This window comes from uncultured Bacteroides sp., assembly GCF_902491285.1.
Lineage (GTDB): Bacteria > Bacteroidota > Bacteroidia > Bacteroidales > Bacteroidaceae > Bacteroides.
This window is the reverse complement of the sequence record NZ_CABUHK010000030.1, coordinates 16,517-41,289: the sequence shown is the minus strand read 5'-3', so window position 1 is coordinate 41,289 and position 24,773 is coordinate 16,517. Positions and strand designations below refer to the sequence as shown.

Annotated in this window: 16 protein-coding genes, 3 pseudogenes and 1 riboswitch; of the genes and pseudogenes, 9 read left to right on the top strand and 10 right to left on the bottom strand. The window is 43.6% G+C overall.

The annotated features are described in order from the left end of the window. Nucleotides 1–87: 87 nt before the first annotated feature. Genes RDN93_RS10010 through lysS form a run of 3 tightly spaced genes read right to left on the bottom strand, consistent with a single transcriptional unit; the run spans nucleotide 88 to nucleotide 4,193 of the window. Nucleotides 88–1,425 carry a glucose-6-phosphate isomerase gene (locus RDN93_RS10010; protein WP_308745382.1) on the bottom strand — a complete coding sequence of 446 codons (1,338 nt, stop codon included), beginning with the start codon at nucleotides 1,423–1,425 and terminating at the stop codon, nucleotides 88–90. An 18-nt stretch (nucleotides 1,426–1,443) separates the two neighbouring features. Further along, the gene (locus tag RDN93_RS10005; protein ID WP_308745381.1) at nucleotides 1,444–2,439 is read right to left on the bottom strand and encodes an NAD(P)H-dependent glycerol-3-phosphate dehydrogenase; all 996 of its coding nucleotides are present in this window, start codon (nucleotides 2,437–2,439) and stop codon (nucleotides 1,444–1,446) included. A gap of 23 nt (nucleotides 2,440–2,462) precedes the next feature. Next, nucleotides 2,463–4,193 (bottom strand): lysine--tRNA ligase, encoded by a 1,731-nt coding sequence (gene lysS, locus RDN93_RS10000; RefSeq protein ID WP_308745380.1) that lies wholly within the window; start codon nucleotides 4,191–4,193, stop codon nucleotides 2,463–2,465. 75 nt (nucleotides 4,194–4,268) lie between these two features. Between lysS and RDN93_RS09995 the strand changes: the two are divergent. Beyond that, nucleotides 4,269–4,667: pseudogene (locus RDN93_RS09995) on the top strand (MATE family efflux transporter); the annotation flags it as partial. Nucleotides 4,668–4,819: 152 nt separating this feature from the next. After that, nucleotides 4,820–5,824, top strand: a pseudogene (locus tag RDN93_RS09990) (MATE family efflux transporter); the annotation flags it as partial. 555 nt (nucleotides 5,825–6,379) lie between these two features. Here RDN93_RS09990 and RDN93_RS09985 read toward each other — a convergent pair. Then, nucleotides 6,380–8,155, bottom strand: a complete 1,776-nt coding sequence (locus RDN93_RS09985) for a DUF4303 domain-containing protein (protein ID WP_308745379.1) — start codon at nucleotides 8,153–8,155, stop codon at nucleotides 6,380–6,382. Continuing rightward, a complete protein-coding gene (locus RDN93_RS09980; protein ID WP_308745378.1) occupies nucleotides 8,145–8,831 on the bottom strand; it encodes a hypothetical protein in 687 nt (228 codons plus the stop codon). The genes RDN93_RS09985 and RDN93_RS09980 overlap by 11 nt, the downstream gene beginning before the upstream one ends. Before the next feature lie 252 nt (nucleotides 8,832–9,083). Here RDN93_RS09980 and RDN93_RS09975 point away from each other — a divergent pair. After that, nucleotides 9,084–9,807 (top strand): annotated as a pseudogene (locus RDN93_RS09975) (hypothetical protein); the annotation flags it as partial. Nucleotides 9,808–9,835: 28 nt separating this feature from the next. On the opposite strand, the gene RDN93_RS09970 reads toward RDN93_RS09975, so the two are convergent. From RDN93_RS09970 to RDN93_RS09950, 5 genes are all read right to left on the bottom strand, one after another. Next, complete coding sequence (locus RDN93_RS09970) at nucleotides 9,836–10,408, bottom strand: Crp/Fnr family transcriptional regulator (protein WP_308745377.1); 573 nt, start codon at nucleotides 10,406–10,408, stop codon at nucleotides 9,836–9,838. Nucleotides 10,409–10,424: 16 nt separating this feature from the next. Continuing rightward, nucleotides 10,425–11,777, bottom strand: coding sequence for an MATE family efflux transporter (locus tag RDN93_RS09965; protein WP_308745376.1), 1,353 nt, complete (start codon nucleotides 11,775–11,777; stop codon nucleotides 10,425–10,427). A gap of 152 nt (nucleotides 11,778–11,929) precedes the next feature. Beyond that, complete coding sequence (locus RDN93_RS09960) at nucleotides 11,930–12,685, bottom strand: ABC transporter ATP-binding protein (RefSeq protein ID WP_308745375.1); 756 nt, start codon at nucleotides 12,683–12,685, stop codon at nucleotides 11,930–11,932. Beyond that, nucleotides 12,682–13,698 (bottom strand): iron ABC transporter permease, encoded by a 1,017-nt coding sequence (locus tag RDN93_RS09955; RefSeq protein WP_308745374.1) that lies wholly within the window; start codon nucleotides 13,696–13,698, stop codon nucleotides 12,682–12,684. The genes RDN93_RS09960 and RDN93_RS09955 overlap by 4 nt, the downstream gene beginning before the upstream one ends. Further along, nucleotides 13,695–14,828, bottom strand: coding sequence for an ABC transporter substrate-binding protein (locus RDN93_RS09950; protein WP_308745373.1), 1,134 nt, complete (start codon nucleotides 14,826–14,828; stop codon nucleotides 13,695–13,697). Before RDN93_RS09950 ends, RDN93_RS09955 begins: the two co-directional genes overlap by 4 nt. 127 nt (nucleotides 14,829–14,955) lie before the next feature. Then, a riboswitch (cobalamin riboswitch) is annotated at nucleotides 14,956–15,168 on the top strand. Nucleotides 15,169–15,374: 206 nt separating this feature from the next. On the opposite strand from RDN93_RS09950, the gene RDN93_RS09945 reads away from it, so the two are divergent. The 6 genes from RDN93_RS09945 to RDN93_RS09920 all read left to right on the top strand — a co-directional run bounded on the left by RDN93_RS09945 (nucleotide 15,375) and on the right by RDN93_RS09920 (nucleotide 24,736). After that, complete coding sequence (locus RDN93_RS09945; protein WP_308745372.1) at nucleotides 15,375–17,420, top strand: TonB-dependent receptor plug domain-containing protein; 2,046 nt, start codon at nucleotides 15,375–15,377, stop codon at nucleotides 17,418–17,420. Continuing rightward, the gene (locus tag RDN93_RS09940) at nucleotides 17,417–18,565 is read left to right on the top strand and encodes a YncE family protein (protein ID WP_308745371.1); all 1,149 of its coding nucleotides are present in this window, start codon (nucleotides 17,417–17,419) and stop codon (nucleotides 18,563–18,565) included. Before RDN93_RS09945 ends, RDN93_RS09940 begins: the two co-directional genes overlap by 4 nt. Nucleotides 18,566–18,596: 31 nt before the next feature. Then, the gene (locus RDN93_RS09935) at nucleotides 18,597–19,592 is read left to right on the top strand and encodes a PKD domain-containing protein (protein WP_308745370.1); all 996 of its coding nucleotides are present in this window, start codon (nucleotides 18,597–18,599) and stop codon (nucleotides 19,590–19,592) included. Between the two features lie 26 nt (nucleotides 19,593–19,618). Continuing rightward, nucleotides 19,619–21,019, top strand: a complete 1,401-nt coding sequence (locus RDN93_RS09930; protein ID WP_308745369.1) for a DUF5074 domain-containing protein — start codon at nucleotides 19,619–19,621, stop codon at nucleotides 21,017–21,019. Between the two features lie 269 nt (nucleotides 21,020–21,288). After that, nucleotides 21,289–24,048, top strand: a complete 2,760-nt coding sequence (locus tag RDN93_RS09925; RefSeq protein ID WP_308745368.1) for an outer membrane beta-barrel protein — start codon at nucleotides 21,289–21,291, stop codon at nucleotides 24,046–24,048. Between the two features lie 52 nt (nucleotides 24,049–24,100). Continuing rightward, a complete protein-coding gene (locus RDN93_RS09920; RefSeq protein WP_308745367.1) occupies nucleotides 24,101–24,736 on the top strand; it encodes a cytidylate kinase-like family protein in 636 nt (211 codons plus the stop codon). The last annotated feature ends 37 nt before the right edge of the window (nucleotides 24,737–24,773 follow it).

The following is a 24,773-nucleotide window of genomic DNA, read 5'->3' as shown; positions in this document are numbered from 1 at the left end:
AGAATAAAAACAACTTCGGTACAGTATATAAAAAAAGAAGCGATTTACAGAAAATCGCTTCTTTTTTTATATACAGACTTTATTCTATTACAGTTTAGCACGAATAGCTTTAGATTCTTCTTCGTAACCCGGTTTGTCAAGCAGAGCAAACATATTCTTCTTGTATGCTTCTACGCCCGGTTGATTGAACGGATTCACACCCAGCAGATAACCGCTGATACCGCAAGCCTTTTCGAAGAAATACAGCAGACCGCCGATATTGTATTCGCTCAATGAAGGGAGAACGATACGCATATTAGGTACGCCACCATCTACGTGAGCCAACTGAGTGCCGAGTTCCGCCATCTTGTTCACTTCGTCCACACGTTTGCCGGCTAAGAAATTCAGACCGTCGAGGTTAGCCTCGTCAGAAGGAACTTCCAGTTTATGGTCTACCTTATCTAGTGAGATGACAGTTTCGAAGATAGAACGTTCACCTTCCTGAATCCATTGTCCCATAGAGTGAAGGTCGGTAGAGAAGTCTACTGATGCGGGGAAAATACCTTTGTTGTCCTTACCTTCTGATTCTCCGTAAAGCTGTTTCCACCATTCGCTTACATAATGCAGTTTCGGGCAGAAGTTGACGAGAATTTCGATTTTCTTTCCGCTTCTGTACAGTTCGTTACGGGTAGCGGCATAGATAGCAGCAGGGTTTTCGGCAAACGGAACGTCTGCACCGCATGCTTTTTCCATATCGGCAGCACCGGCAACCAGCTTTTCAATATCGAATCCGGCAACTGCAATCGGCAGCAAACCAACCGGAGTCAGAACAGAGAAGCGTCCGCCTACGTTATCGGGGATGATGAATGTCTTGTATCCTTCCTTATCGGCAGTAACACGTGCAGCACCTTTCTTGGCGTCTGTAACGGCTACGATAACCTGCTTTGCAGTTTCCTTGCCACGTTGGTCTTCGCATTGTTTTTTCAACAGACGGAACGCAAGTGCTGTTTCGGTTGTTGTTCCCGATTTGGAGATATTGATAACACCGAACTTCTTGTCTTTCAGATATTCAGTGAGTTCATACAGATAGTCTTCGCTGATATTATGTCCGGCATAAATCATGACAGGAGCCGTTTTCTTGTCTTGCAACCAGGTGAAACTGTTAGACAACGCTTCGATTACAGCACGCGCGCCCAGATAGCTGCCACCGATACCGGCAATGATTACTACTTCGCAATTATCCCTCAATACTTTTGCAGTAGCGTTCAGATCTTCCAGATGTTCTTTGGTGATAGAAGAAGGCAGGTGTAACCATCCTAAAAAGTCATTACCTTTGCCTGTTCCTTTTTCAAGCATTTCCTGTGCGGCTTTTACTTCAGTTTCGTAAGCAAAAACCTTTTCTTTGGAGATAAATCCAAAAGTCTTTTCAATGTTCAAGCTAATCATATCTTTCTTGTTTAAAGGTTATCTAAAAGAATCAGTTAGTAATTTAATCTCGATCATAGGCGAGATACGTTCGTACAGGATGTTGTATACAGCGTCCAGTATCGGCATATTGACATGATGATGCTTGTTGATTTCTTTGATACACTTCGTACCGTAGTAACCTTCGGCAATCATTTCCATTTCAATCTGTGCGCTTTTTACGGAATATCCTTTTCCTATCATCGTACCGAATGTCCGGTTACGGCTGAAGTTGGAATATCCCGTCACCAGCAAGTCACCCAGATAAACAGATTCATCCACGTTTCTGTTCAGCGGATGCACCGTATTCAGGAAACGGTTCATTTCCTGGATGGCGTTGGAAATCAGTACGGCCTGAAAGTTGTCGCCATATTTCAGTCCGCTGCAGATACCAGCGGCGATGGCATACACATTTTTGAGTACCGAGCTGTATTCGATGCCTGCGACGTCATCGCTGACAGATGTCTTGATAAAACTGCTTCCCAGCCGACGCGCGAAGATACGTGCTTTGTCTTTGTCCGGACAGGCGATGGTCAGGTAAGAAAGGCGTTCCAAGGCTACCTCTTCTGCGTGGCAGGGACCTGCCAGTACAGCGATGTTTTCGGGAGGGACGCCATATTCTTTGGTGAAGTATTCTGATACGATAACGTTATCATCGGGTACGATTCCTTTGATAGCGGTGATGATAAACTTATCCCTTATCTTGGTTTTCAGCTTTTTCAGGTGAGCCTTCAGATAAGGGGACGGAGTGACGAAAATCAGCGTATCCGATTCTTTCACAACATCATTGATGTTGGAACTGAAAGTGATACGCTTTGTGTCGAATTTCACTCCTGTCAGATAAGCCGGATTGTGCCCTAATCTCTTGAAATCGGCGATACGGTCATCGCGTCGCATATACCAATTGATAGAGTCTTCTTGAGCCAGACACATCTTCGCAATAGCTGTGGCCCAACTTCCACCGCCCATTATCGCTATCTTACCGGGTAATTTCATTTGTATGGATTTGGATGAAGAACTTATTTAATTTTCTGTATCCATTCAGTTACATCGTTTACCGACGGATTGGCCAATTCTAATTTGTATTTCTTGTTGATGCCGCAAATGTCCTGATGCAGTTTTTGCGCATTGACATCTTTCATGTCTTCTACAGTGTTGTAGCCGGCTTTCTGAATAACCGGAACCCATTCTTCTGCGATTCCCAATTCCATATATTTGGCGGCTGCATCTTTCTTCACTACCTTTTCCGGACGCATTTGCGGGAAGAATAGTACTTCCTGGATAGTAGTCTGACCAGTCATTAACATAACCAGACGGTCGATACCGATACCGATACCCGATGTTGGAGGCATACCATATTGTAAAGAACGCAGGAAGTCCTGGTCGATAATCATTGCTTCGTCGTCACCCTTGTCAGCCAGGCGCATCTGTTCTTTGAAACGCTCTTCCTGATCAATCGGGTCGTTCAATTCCGAGTAGGCGTTAGCAAGTTCCTTGCCGTTCACCATCAATTCGAAACGTTCGGTCAGCCCCGGTTTGGAACGGTGCATTTTGGTCAGCGGAGACATTTCAACAGGATAATCGGTGATGAAAGTCGGCTGGATGTAAGTACCTTCGCAGAATTCGCCGAAGATTTCGTCAATCAGCTTGCCTTTACCCATTGTGTCATCGATTTCCTCCATCTTCAGTTCCTTGCAGACTTGGCGGATTTCTTCTTCACTCTTGCCGTTCAGGTCGTATCCGGTCTTTTCCTTGATGGCATCAAGGATAGGCAGACGGCGGTAAGGAGCTTTGAAACTGATAGTCTTTCCGTCAACAACGCTTTCCGTACAACCGTTTACAGCGATACAGATACGTTCCAGCAGTTTTTCGGTGAAATTCATCATCCAGTTATAATCCTTGTACTGGACATAAAGTTCCATGCAGGTAAATTCCGGATTGTGAGTTTTATCCATACCCTCGTTGCGGAAGTTCTTGCCGATTTCATATACACCTTCAAAACCGCCTACAATCAGTCTCTTCAGATAAAGTTCCGTTGCGATGCGCAGGTAAAGGTCTATATCCAGTGAGTTATGGTGAGTGATGAACGGACGTGCGCTTGCTCCGCCGGCGATGGATTGCAGGATAGGAGTTTCCACTTCAGTATATCCGGCTTCATCGAGAGCGTTGCGCAGTGTTTTCACTACGGTGGCACGCTTCAGGAATGTTTCTTTTACGCCATCGTTTACCACCAGGTCTACATAGCGTTGGCGGTAACGGAGTTCGGGATCTTCAAAAGAGTCGTAAGCTACACCGTCTTTGTATTTTACGATAGGTAGCGGTTTGATAGATTTTGCAAGTACGGTCAGTTTCTTTGCATGGATACTGATTTCACCCATTTGTGTGCGGAATACAAAACCTTCGATACCGATAAAGTCACCTAAGTCGAGCAGGCGTTTGAATACAGCGTTGTACAGTTCCTTGTCTTCTCCCGGACAGATGTCGTCGCGGGTGATGTACACCTGGATGCGACCTTTAGAGTCCTGTAATTCGATAAAAGAAGCTTTACCCATTACGCGGCGGCTCATGATACGTCCGGCTACAGAAACCTGGCGCGGCTCGTCCTCGTCCTTGAATTCAGCTTTAATATCTGTAGAGAAAGCATTGGTTACATACTCTGCTGCAGGGTATGGGTCGATACCCATTGCACGAAGCTCATTCAGGCTGTTGCGTCGAATGATTTCCTGTTCACTTAGTTCTAGTATATTCATTTCGTTACGTATTAACTCAATTTTGTGGGCAAAAATACGAAACTTTTCTCATATATCCCGTAATCTGTCTCTTTTTTGTATCTTTGCGCCCTCAAACTAATAGGTATGACAGGACAAAAGACACCCACTGCGTTGGGAACGGAAAAGATTGGGAAGCTTTTAATGCAGTATGCCATTCCGGCAATTATCGCCATGACGGCGTCTTCTTTATATAATATGGTAGACAGTATTTTCATCGGTCACGGGGTAGGGGCAATGGCTATCTCCGGATTGGCGCTGACCTTTCCGCTAATGAATCTCGCTGCCGCTTTCGGCTCGCTGGTCGGTGTGGGAGCGGCTACATTGGTCTCGGTGAAACTGGGACAGAAAGATTACGACACCGCACAACGGGTACTCGGCAATGTGCTGGTACTGAATATCATTATCGGACTTGTTTTTACGGTGGTCACACTGATTTTTCTCGACCCTATTCTGGTTCTTCGTCAAATTTGGTGGTAAATTCTTTATCTCTTTATTTCCAAGTTAATAATTATCCCTTTTTACTCACTTTCATAAGAAAATATAGGCACTGACTGAATTAGCTAAATGAGCGGAGAAAAACTTACCACCAAATTTGACGAAGAACCCCTATTCTTTATTTCTTCGGTGGTAGTGACGCCACGGTAGGTTATGCCCGTGATTATATGGTCGTTATCTTATTGGGTAACGTCATCACTCACCTTTATTTAGGGCTGAATGCCGTGCTTCGTTCGGCGGGACATCCGCAGAAGGCGATGTATGCCACAATTGCTACGGTGGTGATTAATACAATACTCGACCCTGTTTTTATTTATGGCTTCGGCTGGGGGATACAGGGAGCGGCTATTGCTACTATTACGGCACAGGTCATCGCATTGGCATGGCAGTTCAAACTGTTTTCTAACAAAGAAGAACTCTTGCATTTCCATAAAGGAATTTTCCGGTTGAAGAAGAAAATAGTAGCCGATTCTTTGGCTATTGGTATGGCGCCTTTTCTTATGAATCTGGCAGCCTGCTTCATCGTAATTCTAATCAATCAAGGCTTGCAGCATCATGGCGGCGACTTGGCTATCGGAGCGTTCGGAATAGTAAACCGGCTGGTATTCCTCTTTGTCATGATTGTAATGGGACTGAACCAGGGTATGCAGCCGATTGCCGGCTACAATTATGGAGCCAAACAATATCCGCGTGTGACAAAAGTATTGAAAATAACGATTTATGCTGCAACGATTGTTACTACTGCCGGATTCCTGATGGGAATGTTGATTCCCGATTTAGCGGTTTCTATCTTTACGACGCACGAAGAATTGGTGGATATTTCTGCCAAAGGGTTACGTATTGTGGTGATGTTCTTCCCCATTGTCGGTTTTCAAATGGTGACTTCCAATTTCTTTCAGAGCATCGGTATGGCAAGTAAGGCAATCTTCCTTTCGATATCCCGCCAGGTTCTTATTCTCATTCCCTGCCTACTGATTCTTCCTCACTATTATGGGCAATTAGGAGTCTGGATAAGTATGCCGATTTCCGACCTGACAGCCAGCCTGATAGCGGGAACAATGCTTTGGTGGCAGTTCCGGCAGTTCTCGTTGTCGAACAATAATATGAAACATTAAAAAATGAAAATATGATAACTGCACAAATGACATACGAGGAGTTGGCGAATGAGGTAGTAAAAGATTATGAGGATGTGTACATGATAATGCGAAAGAAAATACCTGATGCTCTAAAGTCTCTTACTAGTGTCTCTATTGGTTGTTTTTAGTACAGGATGTAGTAAAGATGATGATAACAAGCCCATTCAATTACATTATGCCATTTATAATGACAAGCCAAATCCGGTAGAAGGTAATCGGGTTAGCTTATTGTTTCCTGCATCTGACAAAACTCAATTGATAATTTTCGGTGGTGATGGTCATTATGCTATCAGCAACTCGGACGAAACAGTAGTTAATGTTACTCTGGAGAGTATGCATATTAACATTACTCCGCTCTCTACGGGAAATTCGACTATCACAATTACCGATAATTCAGGAGGTTTATACACGCTAAACATTGAGGTTCTTTATCGTAAGGCAAATTAGTGAATTTGATTATTTTGCTTCCGCTGCTTTCAAATAGTGAGCGAATGTATTTGTCCTGATACTTTATCATGATTCTTGTAGATTGGTTCATTTGTCCCGATTCAAAAACGCGGCTGCCAGTTCCGGCGAGTTCAGCAGTTTTGCTGAAAAATCTTCAAGATTCTCAGCCTCTTCATCATCCGATATGGAGACAAAGAATGTTATCTCTTCCGAGCGTCCCCCGAATGTTCCCGCCTCCTTGAGTTGTTTCATAGCGGATATGATGGCATCGAAGAAAAAGGCTTCGCCCGGCAGATTGTCGTGATGTTCCCACAGCAATTTGCTGAGTTTCGACAGTTCGCTGTTGTCGGCGTCAGAATACCCCCATTCATCGGGATACCATTTGCTCTCGCTGTCCGGTCCGCCGTTCCCATTCAGAAACTCAACGGTGTTTACTGCGAGGAACAGGGTGCAGCAGTATCTGTCGGTGACCAAGGCTGCCGTATAAATATGTTCATCTCCTATTTGCTCAAGAACTTCATGCAAATCTTTTTCGGCAGCCTCTCTGATTCTTTCTGCCAATCCCTGATAAAACGAATCTATATCCTTTGTTTTCTTTACCCGTTCATCAGATTCGTACTCCGATGAATTTATATATTGTAGATACTCTTTTGCTTCCTCCGAATCGAGTTTTGCAGCATCTTCGAAATATTGGTAGCCAAGTTCTATATCTTCATCGGTGCCACGACCGAAAGCGTATGCCACCCCCAGCGCATTGAGCACCTTCCCCTTGATGCTATCCCATAAATCGTCCATTCTCTCTTCAACTTCCTGAAGATACTCCAACGCCGCGTCATCGTCCTGCACCACTCCCAAACCGTCCTGACAGCAAATGCCGAGATAGGCGGCTGCCTGCGTCTTGGTGACGTCGCTGCATTTGGGATTCTCATACGCCTTTTCAAACCATTGTACAGCCTTGGCGTAATCCTGTTCCACACTGCCGCATCCTTCAAAATGATAGTAACCCATCTCGAACTGTCCCGCGGGATGTCCTCCTTTGGCAGCCATTTCATAGAACTGATAGGCGACCTCGATATTTTCCTCCACTTCCTCGCCTCCCTCGTAGGTGTGACCGGCATTGTACGCACCCTGTGGGTCGCCACGGTAAGCAGCTTTAGCGTAGTATGTCAGAGCTGCTTGAGGGTTTTTCTTATCATGCCCGAGATAATGTCCGTAGTTGTTGCAAATCACCGGGGAAATCTCTGCGAGGGCTTGGTAATAAGCTTCAAAGACATCTTTTTTGATGTCGCACAGTCCCGACTCGCGGATCTTGCAGTAGTTGCCCCAACCGGCACAGATGCGTCCGTTGAAACTGCGCTCATACCATTCTTTGGCTATCAGGTAGGCCCAGGCATAGTATTTGTTCTCTGTTTTGAATTGCTTGGCAAGTTCTGGTTCGACAAGTAGATAGTCGCCCCAGTAATAGACATTGCCTATCATATAGCAGCAAAACGCATTGCCACGCTCCGCCTGACTGAGAATCTCCTCGAAAGCTTCCTTGAACGATGCGAAAGGCATCCCCCGCTGCACGGCAGGGGTGAAGTTGCCGCTTCTTACAGCACAGAGCACGCCGGTGGCACTGCCCATCAACGCACTTTTCTGAATTAGCTTTGAGGCATTGGCATTGTCGGTGGCGAAGCCGGCTCCGCTCCACACATATTCCTCACCCATAAAGCACCGGGCAACGAATGCCAGTGCATCGGCGTCGCCTTGCTGCGCCGCCTGGAAAAGCATCGCGTAGCCGCGTCGTATTTCTTCACGGTCGAAACTCGTCCAGATCATATCTACTGCCTTCACTACGGGCAAACTGTATTTACCGTTCATCGTTATCTAATTTATCTTCTTCGTCTAAAAACCTGAAAGCCAATCGTTGGAAATAGTCGGTCACATCAAAACTCTCCCATTCAGGTGTGGGGTCAGGAAATTTGCGACCATCGACCAGATTCCACAGCCAGTTCCGCAAGGGGTTGACATCAGATATGACAGCCCGGTATCCGGTCGGTGTCGGTTCAGTCCATCTGACACATTCCACTTTGTACTTTGCTGTGTGTATTGAGTCATCGCCACACCGTCGAATGTTTATATACCCTCCGTTCTCGCAGGTAAAATCATAAAGCATCCATACGGATTTGCCATCGATAATATTTTCAAGAGCTGCCACAACATCAGCACTACCGAAATAGCGGAAATCTTCGCCATCGACACTAAGGCTTGATTCACTCTTTCGGGGTACGGGGTTCAATTCCTCGCACGTCCAGTCCGACATATCGGACAATCTGGCTGACTGAAAGAAATCGCACATCATGTCGGCCGCCGCCTCGCAGGAAAAACCGCTCTTAACCATTCGGAGCACCTTTTTCCTTACTCTGAAATAAACTGCAATGTGTGAGTCGCGATAGAAACTCATGGCGAAATACTCAGCTTCCCGTACAAGACGGACCGGACGGCATTTTTCAAGAGTGACATACTTGTTGGAGGCAATTTCATACACAGCCTTCATGATTTTTGGCACGGTCACATGACTTGTGCGCTCCTCGCCATTCCCGGTAATGAGCACATACTGTGGCTTCATTGTCGCTGTGCCCGGGTATTTGCCCTGTGGATGTTTTGGATCAAACCTCGTCATAAAAAATCTAATTCAATCTGAGTGCAAAAATATTCATTTTCTATGATAACCTCTTATTAGTTGAACGTTTTTTTTTACTTTCGGAGTTTGTCTGCCCATTTTCCGGCACGTCTTATACCAACGCATAGTTCCCGAATTGGTGAACAATTGTTTCTGGATGATGATACTCTGCTTGCCTATCTGGAAGCTCACAAAAAAACTTGATTTAGAGGCGGATTACCTGTCGAGAGTTGTAGAAAATTGGAACGCGATTTTATCCAGTCTAAATATGATGATTTGCTCTATGTTTTAAGAACTCAAAAAGTGTGCAAGCCTTTGTATGCAATCATTATCCGTGAACTGGCTCAATTAATCTATTCATCCCGAAGCCCGTGATATTTTCTATTCTATCTCCACAGGAGAACCAATAGAGAAGGTTGCTCGCCGGCATCGAATCACTTACGATCGTACATTGCAGATTTATAATTCTCATCTAAAAGGTTTGATGTTGAGAAAAAGTATATTGGCTACTTATCGAAAACGTGCCATGAATGCCCGCTTTCTATTTTTGGCAGAAGATAGTAAGAGAGTAAATAAGAAGCAGGATGAAAGAGTTCTTAATCTGTCTGTCCATGAAGTTGCCGATACTCGTTTGGCTAATATTCTACATAATAAGGAGATAGGAACAGTTAAGGAACTATTTGAAATAGTATTAGTAGGGGGTTGGAAAAGCATATTGAAAATAGAAGGTGTCGGAAAAACTTCGTATTATCGGTTGTTGTCCAAACTTCATATATTAGGTGTTGTTGATGAAAGTTTGGAACGGCTACTTTGGGGACATTCTGCATCGGGAATTTTAGCGGAGAAATGATATTTTCTTGCTTAGTCTATAATACACATTATGTAGAGGCAAGTTCCGCCCGAATCCTGCTCAATGATTGGGGTGTTATCCACAGATAAGAAGCGATGTGTTTTAAGGGTACGTATTGCAACAGTTCCGGAGTCTCTTTGATAAGAGTGAGATAACGCTCTTTAGCTCGTGGGCTTCCGGAACTGATAAGCCAGTTTTCCTGTAAAAGTAATTGATGCTCCATAAGGCGAAGGCCCAGATTGGCAAGTCCGATAGAGGAAGAAAATAGCTGATTCAAAGCGGCACGGGAAATGCGATAAGCTACGCTGTCGCACATCGCTTCAATATTTATCAGTGAATAAGCATTATCCACATATCCCCAGACGGAGAAAGCAGCTTCTCCGTCTGAAGCAAACCAGATAGTGGTGTCTACTCCGTCTTTATGGTAATATGCCCGCCAGATTCCTGTTCTTATGAAATAAAGATTGTTGTTCTTTGTTCCTTCGCGTACTATCAATTCTCCTTTTTTGAAATGTACTTCTTCCATACAGTCCAATAAAGTCTGTATGTCGTTTTTTGATACTTTATATCTGTCGCTAAGTTTCTCAATGAATGCATCCATACTGCAAATATACTCATCATTGGCGGACAATGAATCGGTCTTTTAGATAAATTCCGATAATATAAAGTGTTGTCAGGAACTCGGCTAACGGAACAGCGAGCCAAATACCCTTCACGCCAAGAAGCGGTGGTAATGCAAAGAATCCGATCAACATAAAGACGATTCCTCGGAGAAGGGTAATGATAGTAGCTCTTTGTCCCCGTTCAATGCTTTGATAATAACCGATTCCTATCATATTCACTGCAAAGAAAATAAATCCGATACCGAAATAAGGAATGCCGTTCACTGCTATATCAAATGCCGGATAGCTGCGGTCGATGAATAATGCAACAATTTCCTGACGGCACAGAGCGGTGATAACGAGGAAACTGATTCCGCAGATTAGAGCTGTCCGAAGAGCAAGATGCAAAGTTTTCCTGACACGTCCGGCTTGTCCGGCTCCGAAGTTATAACTTATAATCGGTTGGGCGGATTGCGCAATGGCATTGTAGACCATGAAGATGATAGGGAAGAAGTAGCAAGCAATGCTGAATGCGGCTACTCCGTCTTCTCCGAGATGACGGATGAAAACGTAGTTTCCTAAAAACATCATACAGGCGATAGATGCCTCACTGATAAAAGCGGAAGTTCCCAACTTTATCATATAGCCTACATTACGCAATGTCAGCATCAGGCTTTTAAGGCTTAACTTGATGCGGTACAGTTTGATAGAGCGGGAGAACCTGGTAAGGTAACCCACTGTCATAAATCCCCCTACTACTGTTCCCAAGCTGGTGGCAAAAGCGGCTCCCATCATTCCCCAGCCGAACTCGAAAATGAAAATATAATCTAAAATGATGTTGAGTATTGCTGCTATGGCATTGCACATCATTGCATAATTGGGCGAACCGTCCAGGCGGATAAAGAACATACCTGTGCTCAATAACTCGTAAAACACAAGGAAAGGCAGATACCACAACATATATTCTATCACAAGCGGCAACAACTTTTCCGAACTGCCGAGCAATCGTCCCAACGGTTCTACAAAGTAGAAACACAAAGCTGACATAATCAGTATGATAAGTGCGGAGAAAGCAAGTGCCTGAGTGATATTAATACTTGCCGCCTTCCGTTTGCCTTGCGATAAATGAATGGAGGCAACTACCGAACCGCCAATTCCGAACATCAACCCGATACCGGCGGCAATCATAAAAAGTGGTGTTGTGATATTGACGGCTGCCAGTGCATCGCTACCAATTCCTTTCCCTACAAATATACCGTCCGTAATAACGAATATAGCGGAGAAAACCATTCCAAGAACCGTAGGTATCAGTAATTTACGGAATAACGTGGAGATGTCCATACTGTCGAAATCTATACTATCTTTCATAACTTTCTATCTTTTTTTATTAAAGCGGGTGCAAAGGTAGAGGTATGAAAGGAGATAAAAATTACCATTTGGTAATTTCTGTCCGGTCAGTGAGATTTTCTTATGTTAGTGATATATTTGTACGACAGATTGATGGTATATGTAGAAAAACTTCATTTGATACGCACTCTCATCTCTTGAGCATCGAATGTCACCGATTCATTACGAAAAAGCCTTTCTATATGTCCGCTGGTTATCATTTCCGAAGTGGGTAAAGTGTACATATACGGGTTATCTATCAGCATAATGGAGTCACAAAGCGATAATGCGATGTCAAGGTCATGTGTGGAGAACAAGATACATTTGCCTTCTTTTTGTGCCAATTTTTTCAGTAGTAAGCAGAGTTCATAACGATTGGGCAAGTCAAGAAAGGCAGTCGGCTCGTCGAGCAGGATAACCGGAGTATCCTGCGCAAGTGCACGGGCAATCATGATTCTCTGACATTCACCGTCGGACATCTTATCCATTGTCTTTTCTGCATAGCCGGACATGCCGACCAACTGCATGGCATTATCCACTATTTTCTGGTCTTCTGATTGAAGCTGACCGAGCCAATTTGTGTAGGGAGCGCGTCCTAACGCTACCACATCCTTGCAACGAAGATTGGTGATGCGTACTTTGTCGGTGGTTACGAAACTGATGTTCCGGGCTAGTTTTTCCGGTTTTTGTGAAGCTATGTCTTTTCCTTGCAGATTGATTTTTCCCGATTGGGGACTTTCCAGTCCCATAATAGCACGTAGGAGGGTACTTTTTCCAGTTCCGTTGCGTCCCAACAGTGCGACGAGTTGTCCGCCTGTGATTCGGGCATTTACCGTTTTCAACAGCGTGCGCTGTCCGTATCCTAGTGTCAGTTCCTTAAGCTCAATCATTTGAATCTATACAAGTTTTTAGCTATTACCCATAAAATGACCGGAACACCGAGCAAGGCGGTGATGCAGTTCACCGGAAGCAGGAATTGCTTGGCGATGATGTCGCAGAGAAGCATGCTGATAAGTCCTGTCAGCATAGTGCCGGGGACAAGTATCCGGTGGTCGGCGTTGTTAAATAGTAACCGTGTGACGTGCGGCACTGCCAGCCCGATAAAACCTACCGGACCGCAGAATGCGGTCACCGTTCCTGTCAGCAATGCGGTAGAAATGAAGATGAATGTGCGTGAGCGCTTGATATTCATTCCCATTGTCCGTGCGTAGTTTTCTCCGAGAAGCAACAGGTTCAACGGTTTGATACAGGCTACGGAAATGAGTAGTCCCAGACATAGCATAGGCGTCATGATTCCCAGTTGGGTAGTGGTGATGTGTCCGAGAGAGCCCATTGACCAAAGTGTGAACATTTTCAACTGTTCGGCAGAACTCAGATATTGTAGTATCTGGATAATGGCGCCTGCCACATAACCTATCATGACTCCCATAATCAATACACCGAGGATATTTTTTACTTTCCGGCTGATAATGGCTACTCCCAATAAAATGACAGCCGTTCCTATCCAGCCGGAACCAACGATGCCTAATGACTGAAGTAGTGGAAATTCCGACCAACCGAGTAATGGGGCTCCCAGTACAAACAAGGCAACCCCTAATCCTGCCCCCGAACTAACTCCCAGCAAATAGGGGTCTGCCAATGGGTTTTGGAAAACCGTCTGCATCTGCAAACCACTTATAGAGAGTGCTATACCTATCAGTGCCGCTACTATTACCCGTATAAACCGGATAGAAAGAAGAATGTTGCGTGTCATTTCATCACATTCACCCCCGGTGAGCACTGCCCATACTTTGGAGACAGGGATATACGTGTCTCCGGTTGCCATATCTATGACTAGTAATGACAGGGCGGTTATGCCTAGCGCGATAAATAAAAGTGCGGTATGTTTGCGAGGTTGTTTCATTCCAGACGCCTGTAATAATAAAGTGAGTCGGATACAAGTTCCGGATGAAAAATATGAATCAAGTCGCGTAATACAACATCGGGACGGACAACTGCCGATTCCCAATAGTCGTTTCCGCCTGTCGGTGTCAACCGTAAGTTATTGTTATAAACAGTCTTTGCATTCACGGCTTTTGCGTCTGCGAATTTGGGGTTGACAGCTTTCAGCTCATCAAGCGTAGTTGCTGAACCGACATTAATCCAGTAATCGGCTTTTTGTATCAGTCCATAGGCTGTTTCCAGTCCGATTGGGGTTGAACTGTTGGAACTGTTTTCTTTATAAATGTACTCTGCACCTGCATCGGCAATCAGTCGTGCCATATAACTTTGAGTGGAAGGCATTACCCAACTATCGTTCCACGGAGTGTTGAACATTACGGTAGGGCGCTGGCTGACGGAATCTGTGAGGGCTTTCAGTGCATGATAACGTTGGGGGATTTCCCGGAATATTTCTATTCCCTTTTCCCGTTTGTCTGTCAGTTCGGAAAGAACAATCATCCATTCGGCTTTGCCGAGCGGTGATTCTTCCAAGTATTCTCCCATATATAAATAAGGTATGGAAAGTTCTTTTAGTTTGTCTGTTACAGCGGTTTGGGCGTCACCTATGCCATAGAGCAAAACTACATCGGGTTTTAATCCAATCAACAGTTCGTAGTTCATTTCAGGCCCCATATCCTTGATTGAATCTTTGTGGGCAAGAATGTAGGGATTGGCGATATAATCGATACCCGAAACTCCGACGATCCGGCTAATTTCTCCCAATGCGTCAAGCATGGCAATGTAGGAAGAAGACATACATACAATCTGTTTTGCTCCGGCAGGGATAACGGGACCATTGAATCCGGCAGGCGCCTGCTCACCGTTGCGCGTAACAAAATAGGACATTGTTACATCGTTGGCGCCTTGCCACGGATTGGTAATCTGTATTAGTGTGCTGGCGGCGTTCTCGGCACCCAGAATTTTAAATCCCGAAGCATATTCAGGGGTATATACATCTTGGTTGAATGTTTCCAGAGATGTTTTATTACGGGTGATACAGCTTGCCAAAAAGAGCAGGCAAAGCAACGTGATAGTCAGAACAGGAGATTTCACTTTTATAAGAATTTTAATTAGATAAAAATAATAGTGGATCCTTTCGAACGGCAAAGATAGGACTTATTATTAGTTTGTTTTTATTTTAATTGGATTTTTCTTCCATTTTCTTTCTATTTGTGTATCTTTGTCTCCAAGAAATTTTGGTGTCACTTTTCCGATTCTACGGAAAGAGTGGTGAAAAGGGAATCAGGTGTAAATCCTGAACAGACCCGCTGCTGTAAGCTCCGCCAAAAGTTTTCCTACAATACTCAAATCCACTGTTCCGCTTTGGAGGAATGGGAAGGGCGTTAGGGAAATGGAGTAAGTCAGAAGACCTGCCAAAGTTGAATTCTTGAAACTTTCCGGGATTAAAGTTTGAAGAGTGCAGTTTTTAGTAATCACATAGTACTTGTTTTTATGCGACGTACAAAGTGCGCAGTGTCTGTTTGTGCAGGACGCTGGCTTATGCTCTTTTTGAAGGGGAGCAGACTGCCCTTTTCTGTCTTTGTGTATTCCTGAAAGTTTATAATCGAAAGAAAATAAACAGACGAGATGACAGGAAGAATGATTCGAAAAATTCTATGGACAGTAGGTTGTTTAGGACTTCCGGCGTTGCTGGGAGCTCAAAGCCGTTTGGATAGTTTGCAACATTTGGATGAGGTAGTGGTTACGGCGAAGCCGTATAAAGAAGTAATCCCTGCCCAACGGCTGAACGGGCTGCAACTGGAACGGCTGAATACGCATAATGTAGCTGATGCCTTGCGTTACTTTTCGGGTGTGCAAATCAAAGATTACGGTGGTATGGGCGGATTGAAAACGATAGATGTCCGCAATATGGGTTCTCACCATGTCGGGGTGTTTTATGACGGCATTCAGATTGGAAACGCACAAAACGGAGTGGTTGATTTGGGACGTTTTTCGCTGGATGATTTGGAAGAATTATCTCTTTATAACGGACAAAAAAGTGAGATATTCCAGTCTGCCAAAGACTTTGCTTCGGCTTCGGCTGTATATATGAAAGCCCGGAAACCGAAGTTTGAAACAGGAAAGAAAACGAATCTGCTGGTACGCTATAAGGTAGGAAGTATCCAGTTGATTAATCCTTCCATCCGGTTGGAACATAAACTGAACGATAACCTTAGCTTGAGTCTGAGCGGTGAATATACGAAATCCGACGGGCAATATAAGTTTCGTTACAGACGTTTGAATCAGGAGGGTAAAGTGGCTTATGATACGACAGCTACCCGATGGAACAGTGATATCGAGGCTTATCGTATCGAAGCCGGTGTATATGGCACTATTCATAACGGCTATTGGCAGGCTAAACTGTATTATTATGATTCGGACAGAGGACTGCCCGGAGCTATCGTGAAAAATGTATGGCAGAATGGAGAACGGCAGGAGGATAAGAATTTCTTTGCCCAAGCTACATTTGTGAAAGATGTCACCCCGAAATATAAGTTGCAACTGAACGGGAAGTTTGCCTATGACTATACACATTATCTGTCAAGGGATACAGTGCAGTTTCTGCAAGAGAGTGTGACAAAAAAGATGCAGTTCGATAATACCTATTATCAGCAGGACTGGTATTTATCGGTGGTGAATATGTATAGTATTCTGCCTGTTTGGGATGTTTCTTTATCTGTCGATTTTCAATATAATAAGTTGAATGCCGTCATGCGTGGAGTAGGGACTCCTTTCACGTTCCCGCAACGCTATACAACTTGGGCGGCACTGGCTACGGCGTTGAATCTGGGAAAATGGAAATTACAGGCTGATGTGTTGGGGACATTCGTTATCGAGAAAGTCCGTAATAATGTGCAAGCTCCTGACAAATCGGAACTTTCTCCGGCATTTATCGTCGGGTATAAACCTTTCCACAACCATGATTTTAATTTGCGTGCTTTCTATAAGCGTATCTTCCGTTTGCCTACTTTCAATGACCTTTATTATGCGCAAATAGGCTTTAGTCAGTTGAATCCGGAATTTACCGACCAATTTAATATTGGTGGAAGTTATCAAAAGACATTCAAAAAAGGATTTATTGACCGGATTTCTGCACAGGCTGATATTTACTATGCCGCGATTACCGATAAGATTATTGCTGCGCCTACCGGGAGCAGTTTTCGCTGGATGATGACAAATATGGGAAAAGTGGAGAGTAAGGGGGTAGATGTTTCGGCGGCTGTATTCGGTCATGCAGGACCGGTAAGGATGAATGCCAATCTTTCTTATTCTTTCGCGAAAGCGCAGGATTTTACAAAAATCAACGGGAAGAAACTGTCTTCGTATGGCGACCAGATTCCTTATACTCCCTGGCATAGCGGCTCGGTGATTGCGGGAGTGGAATATGGTACGTGGACGTTGAATTACAGTTTTATTTATGTGGGTGAGCGTTATAACGGGGCTGTGAATAATATTCCGCGTAACTATGTGGAACCGTGGTACACACATGATTTTTCCTTGCAAAAGGAGTTCCGGATTCGTAGTCGTTATCTGTTGAAGGCCTCGGTAGAGATGAACAATGCGCTGAACCAATATTACGATGTGGTACTCAATTATCCGATGCCGGGGCGGAATTTCCGGTTTATTGTTAGTCTTAGCTTATGAAAAAAATACATTTTATATATCTGCTGATACTTTTTATGAGTTTGTCGGCTTGTCGGGAGGATGAGCAGATTTTCCTTTCGGACAGTGTGCAAGTGGCGCTTCCTATGGTAGGAACCCGTATTAAAGGGTTTTATCAACTCAACGAGGGAAATATGGGAATGAACCGTGCTTCACTTGATTATTTTGATTATACGACAGGGCATTATACCCGTGATATTTTTTCCGAACGTAATCCAGAGATTGTAAAAGAGTTGGGAGATGTGGGGAATGATATTAAAGTATATGGGCAGAAAGTATATGCGGTAATTAATGTTTCCAATCTGATCGTAGTGTTTGATGTGCGTACTGCGCGTAGAATCAAGGAGATAGAGGTTCCTAATTGCCGTTATCTGGCATTTTGGAAGGATAAGGCGTATATCAGTTCCTATGCGGGTCCTGTGCAGATTGATCCGAATGCGGAAGTCGGGTTTGTGGCGGAAATAGATACGGCTAGCTTGGAAGTGACCCGGAAAGTGCCGGTAGGATATCAGCCGGAAGAAATGGTTGTGCATAATAAGAAACTGTATGTGGCTAATTCGGGAGGATACCGTGCACCGAATTATGACCGGACGGTGTCTGTGATTGATTTGGAAACATTTGAAGAAGAAAAGAAAATAGATGTAGCTATCAATTTGTATCGGATGGCGATTGATGAACGTGGGGATATTTATGTGAGTTCGCGTGGAGATTATAAGAATACTCCTTCTAATCTGTATGTGATAGATAGTACGACCGATGAAGTAAAGCAATGTTTGGATATTCCGGTGGGAGGAATGTGTATAGACGGCGATAAGCTTTATTATTATAGTGTGGCTTATAGCATGACATCGGGCGGAAATAAGGTAACATATGGAATCTTGGATACCCGGACTAAGAGACAAATAACGGATCGGATTATTACCGACGGCACTGATAAGGATATTATGATACCTTATGGCATTGCCGTTAACCCTGAAACTAAAGAGATATTTATGTCGGATGCTCAAAATTATGTGGTGACCGGCTTCGTCTATTGTTTCTCACCCGAAGGAAAGTTGAAATGGAAAACAGAAGGGGGGAATATCCCCGGGCATTTTGCTTTTATAACTGAAAGTTTGATTAAATAATATATACACATTATTAATACCTCTTATTTTTATGAAGAAGAAAAGTGTAAAATGGATGTTTGCTCTAATAGGGGCAGCATTACTGAGTGGAAGTTTGTTGACCGCTTGTTCTGAGGAAGAAAAGAACGGAAATGAAGGTGGCGAAGGAGGAGGAAGTGGAGAGCCTGAGCCGGAGTTGAATTTTGAGGGTAGTCCTTACATTACACAAGTACTTGATTATCGTCCTGCCCCGGGGCAGTTTGTTAATACGATGCCGTCCTACGAGGAGGGTGATACACAGGAAACTATGAATGCGAAAGTACTGTCTACTATCGGAAACGGAAAGAACGGTGTTATTACTTTAGGAGCTTATGGGGGATATGTAGTTGTTGGCTTCGACCATACTATTCAGAATGTGGAAGGAGAAAAGGATTTTCGGATAGTTGGAAATGCATTTATCGGTAATAGTGAACCAGCTATTGTGATGGTAGCTTATGATAAAAACCAGAATGGAAAACCGGACGCTGATGAATGGTATGAATTGGCTGGCAGTGAGTATTATAAAAAGCCTACGATTAAAGGGTATGAGATCACTTATTTCAGAAACGAAAAAGACCACGTACCTACTCCGGATCTTGAAAACTATTTATCCGATGACACGTACTGCCCTTGGACTGATAACCAGAGTAGAAGTGGCTATGTGTATAAAAACATATACCATGACCAAGATTATTTCCCGAAATGGATTACTGATAATCAGATAGTATTCAAAGGTACATTATTGGCTGATAATGGGGTTGATAATGGACCTGACGCCTATGCACGTTGGACATTGAATGCTTATGATTGGGGGTATGCCGATAATACAAAAGATGGAGATGTATTTGATATTGGTTGGGCTGTCGATACCGAAGGACAGGTTGTAAAGTTGCCAGGAGCTGATTTCATAAAAGTATATACTGGAGTGAATCAATACTGTGGTTGGCTTGGGGAGACTTCTACGGAGGTTGGTCGGATTGAGGATCTTCATGTGTTAGCAAATCAATAATTTTTTAATATAGAAAACTGAAGAAAATGAAAAAGTATTTTTTATTGGCGTTTGTTGCGCTTGGCATTGGCTTTACAGCTTGTGATGATGATGAAAAATTGGAGTATGTTGAAGTTATAGAGGATTCACAGCCGTCTGCTGTCATTCCGGCGAAAGGCTTTTATGTAGCTAATGAGGATTGGTTCGGACATGATAATGGTACTGTGAACTATTTTAAAGTGAATGGAGACGGTTACGATGTCGTATATCGGGCTTATCGGGCAGCTAATGAGGACGAAACATTAGGTGTGACAACTCAATTTGGAACAACATGGGGAGATAATATCTATTTGCTTTCTAAACAAGGAAACCGCTTTGTTGTAGCAGACGCAAACACATTGAAGAAGAAAGCGGTATTTACGGATATAGGAGGAGACGGACGTTCTTTCGTTGGAGTAGATGATAAATTGGGGTATATTGGCTACAGTGGTGGTATCCGTCAGTTTGATATAGCTAATTTGCAACTGGGAAATCCGGTGGAAGGTATTTCCGACCAGATGGGAGCAATGTGCTTTGCGGAAGGACGTGTTTTTGCTTTGACAAATAAAAAAGTCTATATCATTGATGTAGCGACCAATAAAGTCGAAAAGACATTAGAGGGGTCATTTAATACTTTAACGAGAAGCAAAGATGGAACAATATGGATTGCTACGGCTGATAACTTCTTAAAAGTAAATCCTGTCACATTGGAAAAAGAAACGATGGAATATCCTGGAGAAGTAAAAATCAGTGGCTCTTGGGGAGCTTGGAATGCGGGAAGTCTTTGCGCTGGTACACAAAGTAATACTCTCTATTGGACAAAGGGTGGTTGGAGCAGTACTATAGTAGTGAAATATGATATAGATACCCAGACGTTTAATTCGGCTTTTTATACTTTGGGAAAACATGAAAATAAACAATTGACTTTCTATGGAGCCGGTATTCGTATAGACCCTATTACAGATTGTGTAATTGCCACAGTAGCTCGTGGATATGAAAATTATAACTGGGTTTATATCATCAGCCCGAGTGGAGCTTTGGAAAAAGAAATAGAAGTGAAAGGTGGAGGAGATTCCGGAGAAAGTGGGTATTACTGGTTTCCTGCGGTACCTTTCTTTGAGGATGCCAACAAACCGGAAATCTTAATTAATCAGATAGTATTGTCTCCGGGAGAAACCAAGGCCATTGATTTGGCTGAAAAAATAGTTGATGCGGATAATACTTCTGCTTCAATCATCCGTCAGGTGGAATTTGCAGAAAATAAACTAGTAGACTATTCTTTGGAAGCTGGAATGTTGACTGTGACTGCTAAAGAGCACATTGGTAGTACAGAGTGTAAGATAACTGCTATTTCGAATGGAAAGAGAGTAGAGAAAAAAGTACGTGTGGATGTAGGTTTAAATAAATAATTAGCAACTACTAAAAATGCGGCTAAAAGCAAGAATAAGCCACTCTTGCTTTTAGCCGCTTTCTTTATACTCTCCAGTTTTCGGAAACTATGCTTTCGTCTTGCTATTTTCAAAGGTGATTTTCAGATGTACGTATCTATGCTTTGTGTGATTGGAATGTAATTTGTTTTAATAAAACGAATAAAGTAGTAAGTTTTCTAAATAAACTTCTTAATTTTACATGCATTATTGAGGCTCAAACTAAAATACAGACTTATACTGCTATTGACATGAAAACTTGCAGACTAGGCGGATTACTTTTACTGTTATTTTGTGTACATACAATAATGTATGCACAACAGGCGAGGACTGTCAGAGGAAGGGTACAAATGCTGGAAACCGGAAGTGAAAAGAAACAGCCTTTGCCTTCTGCCAGCATTGTCGTTCTGGAAAAGACGGATTCTACTTTTGTAAAAGGTACGGCAAGTGATAAAAATGGTCGCTTTACTCTAACTTATCAGGCGCAGGACAAGAAAGAATACCTGTTGAAAGTTTCTTTTATGGGAATGCAGTCTTTCTATCGCACGCTGGGAGATTCCACATCCATAAATGCAGGCATTATTGTGTTGAAGGATGATGATCTTCGGATTGGTGAAGTGGTAGTGACCGGAAAATTGCAGGAAGTGGTAATGGAAGGGGATACGACCGTTATCAATGCTTCCGCCTATAAAACTCCCGAAGGAGCTTATTTGGAAGATTTGGTGAAACGTATTCCGGGATTGGTGTATAACAAGAAAGATCATTCACTGACTTACAACGGTCAGCCCATCAGCGAAATCAATGTAAATGGGGAGTCCTTCTTTTCAGGAGATAAAAAGACGGCACTCGAAAATCTGCCTGCAAACTTGATTAGTAAACTAAGGGTGTATGATAAGAAATCAAAAGAGGAAGAGTTTACGGGTATCAGCTCGGGAGAAAAGAAATATGTGCTCGACTTGCAAACCAAAGAGGAATTGAACAAAACTTGGCTGACAAATGCGACGGTAGGGTATGGTAACAATAAGAAGAGGGATTTGGAAGGGCAGGTGAACTATTTTAGCAAGGACGGACAGAATCTTTCTTTTATCGCCCGTTCTACCAACCGCTATCAGAATAGTACATACAAAGATAATATCAATAATTCCATCGGGATGAATATGACACATAAATTTGGCAAGAAGTTTACTCTGAACGGAAATGTGAGTTATAATCTCAACCGGAATGGAAACATTACTTCCATGTATCAGGAGCAGTATCTAAAGACCGGTAACCAGTATTCTGCGTCTGCCAATGAGGGTAACTCTAAAAGTCGGTCGATAAATTCCAGTTTTATGGGATTCGGTAAGCTGGATAAACGTACACAGGTTCATTTCAATGTAAATTTAGGTTTTTCTCCTAATCAGAATGAAAGTAACAGCCAGAGCGCTTCTTTTGACGCTCCGCCCAGTGTGAATCATGAAAGGTTGTTTGAAGATTTTGAATCTATCCCTGAAAGTATAAAGGTGAATCGTAGTGAGAACCGTTCGCTCTCGGACGGAAAATCCAATAATACCAGTTGGACGGTAGGGATTATGCGGCGTCTGAATGAGAAAGGGACAACTATTGGGGTGAATATTATGAATTCGGAATCGTGGGGAGATAATGAAAGTTTTGCGCTGTCGCAGACAACGTATTTTAAGTTGGAAGACAAGTATGGAAATGATTCGGTGCTTTATCGGAATCAGTATTTGGATTCTCCCCAACGGAATAATTCATGGCGGGTAGGGGTGAATTTCACTCAGCCCGTCGGTAAAAAGATACATTTCCGGGCGGCATATAATTGGAGTACCCGGTATGAGCGGGATAATCGCTCTACTTATGACTTGGCTTCATTGACTCATTCGGCGGGTTTCGGTGAACTGCCTTCCGGTTATGAAACCGGATATGTGGATAGTTTGAGCAACCGGAGCCATAGCCGTAGCAATGGTCATGACTTGAATGTGGGATTCAATTATTCGGATGATGTCTGGATGTTTAATGCGTCGTTGGGCGTCACTCCGCAAAAACGTACCATCGACCGGAAAGTGGGGACGCTTCATGCGGATACTGCGATGAATATCATTGACTATCAGCCTATGCTTTGGGTGGGGTGGCAGAAAAAGGAGAAAATGCGTGTCAACCTGAGTTATGACGGCAGAACGCGGCAGCCTTCTTTATCGGCCTTGATGCCGCTGACGGATAATAGTAATCCGTTGTACATCACTCGTGGAAACCCGGACTTGAAGCAGATGTTTATTCACAATATCCGTTTGAACTTTCAGTATCCTACTAAAGGCATATCGGCTAATGCGGGATGGCAGATGGAGCAGAACAGTGTGACACAAGTGATGCTTTATGATGTACAGAGCGGCGGGCGGGAAACGTATCCTATAAATATCAATGGCAATTGGAATACCTATGGAAACGCGGACTGGTGGAAGCGTTGGGGACATTTTTCTTTAAGGCTGAATTCGGGGGGAAGGTATGACAACCGTGTCAGTATGGTAAATGAGGACAGGAATGTGCAACCGGAGAAGAGTACGACGCGTGATGTCGGACTGGATTGCGAAGTGCGGACGGGCTATCAGCCTGCTTGGGGCGGACTTGAACTTGCCGCTTCCTGGAATTACCAGTATTCGCTTAATTCTCTGAATGATAATGATAACTATACCCGCTATTATAATTTCCGTTTTGACGGTTATGTGGATTTTCCTTTTGGTTTGCAGTTGCGTACGGATGCCGCTTATATGTTGCGTAGCGGTACGAATATCCAGAAAGGGGAAGATGACGAGATTGTGTGGAACGCGACTGCTACCTGGCGGTTCCTGAAAGAGAAGAAGGCGGAGTTATCGGCTCATTGGGCGGATATATTAGGGAGACGGAAAAGTTTCAATCGCATGCCCACTGCCGATGGTTTTTATGAGTTCCGCACGCAGGAAATTAAAGGATATTTCATCGTTACTTTCAAATATAACTTTCGTCTGATGATGTGAGTTTTAGAAATAATTCGTATGTTTGCTACCAAACCATAAAACAAAATGTACTATGAGCGGTAATTATGTAATTAACATCGGTCGACAATTGGGTAGCGGCGGCAAGGAAATCGGAGAGAAGTTGGCAGCTCGTTTGGGAATCGACTTCTATGATAAGGAACTGATTAATTTGGCTTCCGAAGAAAGCGGCCTGTGTAAGGAATTCTTTGAGAAAGCGGACGAAAAGGCTTCGCAGGGAATTATTGGCGGATTGTTCGGTATGCGCTTCCCGTTTATCAGTGAAGGGGCGATGCCGTGTACTAATTGCCTAAGCAATGATGCTCTGTTTAAGGTGCAGAGTGATGTTATCCGTCGTTTGGCGGCAGAGAAGTCCTGCGTGTTCGTAGGGCGTTGCGCGGATTATATCTTGCGTGAACATCCCCGTTGTGCAAATATCTTTATTTCAGCTTCCAAAGAAGACCGCATTGAAAGGGTATGCCGGATTCATCAGGTGAATGAAGAGGCTGCGGAAGAGATTATTGAGAAAGCAGACAAGAGACGTTCGGAATACTATAATTATTATAGTTATAAGACTTGGGGAGCGGCAGCTACCTATCATTTGTGTGTGGATTCCTCTTCTTTGGGGGTGGAAGAAACCGTGCGGTTTGTGGAAGAATTTGTAGTGAAGAAATTGAAGTTGATAGTATAAAACGAACATATGTAAAATAAATAAAGCCGGCATATTC

Bases quoted from the DNA above. Each gene is read 5' to 3' on its own strand.
- RDN93_RS09930 (WP_308745369.1), top strand. From the start codon at position 19,619: ATGAAAAAGTATTTTTTATTGGCGTTTGTTGCGCTTGGCATTGGCTTT.
- RDN93_RS09945 (WP_308745372.1), top strand. From the start codon at position 15,375: ATGATTCGAAAAATTCTATGGACAGTAGGTTGTTTAGGACTTCCGGCG.
- RDN93_RS10005 (WP_308745381.1), bottom strand. From the start codon at position 2,439: ATGAAATTACCCGGTAAGATAGCGATAATGGGCGGTGGAAGTTGGGCC.
- RDN93_RS09935 (WP_308745370.1), top strand. From the start codon at position 18,597: ATGAAGAAGAAAAGTGTAAAATGGATGTTTGCTCTAATAGGGGCAGCA.
- RDN93_RS09955 (WP_308745374.1), bottom strand. From the start codon at position 13,698: ATGAAACAACCTCGCAAACATACCGCACTTTTATTTATCGCGCTAGGC.
- RDN93_RS09925 (WP_308745368.1), top strand. From the start codon at position 21,289: ATGAAAACTTGCAGACTAGGCGGATTACTTTTACTGTTATTTTGTGTA.
- RDN93_RS09920 (WP_308745367.1), top strand. From the start codon at position 24,101: ATGAGCGGTAATTATGTAATTAACATCGGTCGACAATTGGGTAGCGGC.
- RDN93_RS09970 (WP_308745377.1), bottom strand. From the start codon at position 10,408: ATGGATGCATTCATTGAGAAACTTAGCGACAGATATAAAGTATCAAAA.
- RDN93_RS09980 (WP_308745378.1), bottom strand. From the start codon at position 8,831: ATGAAGGCTGTGTATGAAATTGCCTCCAACAAGTATGTCACTCTTGAA.
- RDN93_RS09960 (WP_308745375.1), bottom strand. From the start codon at position 12,685: ATGATTGAGCTTAAGGAACTGACACTAGGATACGGACAGCGCACGCTG.
- RDN93_RS09985 (WP_308745379.1), bottom strand. From the start codon at position 8,155: ATGAACGGTAAATACAGTTTGCCCGTAGTGAAGGCAGTAGATATGATC.
- lysS (WP_308745380.1), bottom strand. From the start codon at position 4,193: ATGAATATACTAGAACTAAGTGAACAGGAAATCATTCGACGCAACAGC.
- RDN93_RS09940 (WP_308745371.1), top strand. From the start codon at position 17,417: ATGAAAAAAATACATTTTATATATCTGCTGATACTTTTTATGAGTTTG.
- RDN93_RS09965 (WP_308745376.1), bottom strand. From the start codon at position 11,777: ATGAAAGATAGTATAGATTTCGACAGTATGGACATCTCCACGTTATTC.
- RDN93_RS10010 (WP_308745382.1), bottom strand. From the start codon at position 1,425: ATGATTAGCTTGAACATTGAAAAGACTTTTGGATTTATCTCCAAAGAA.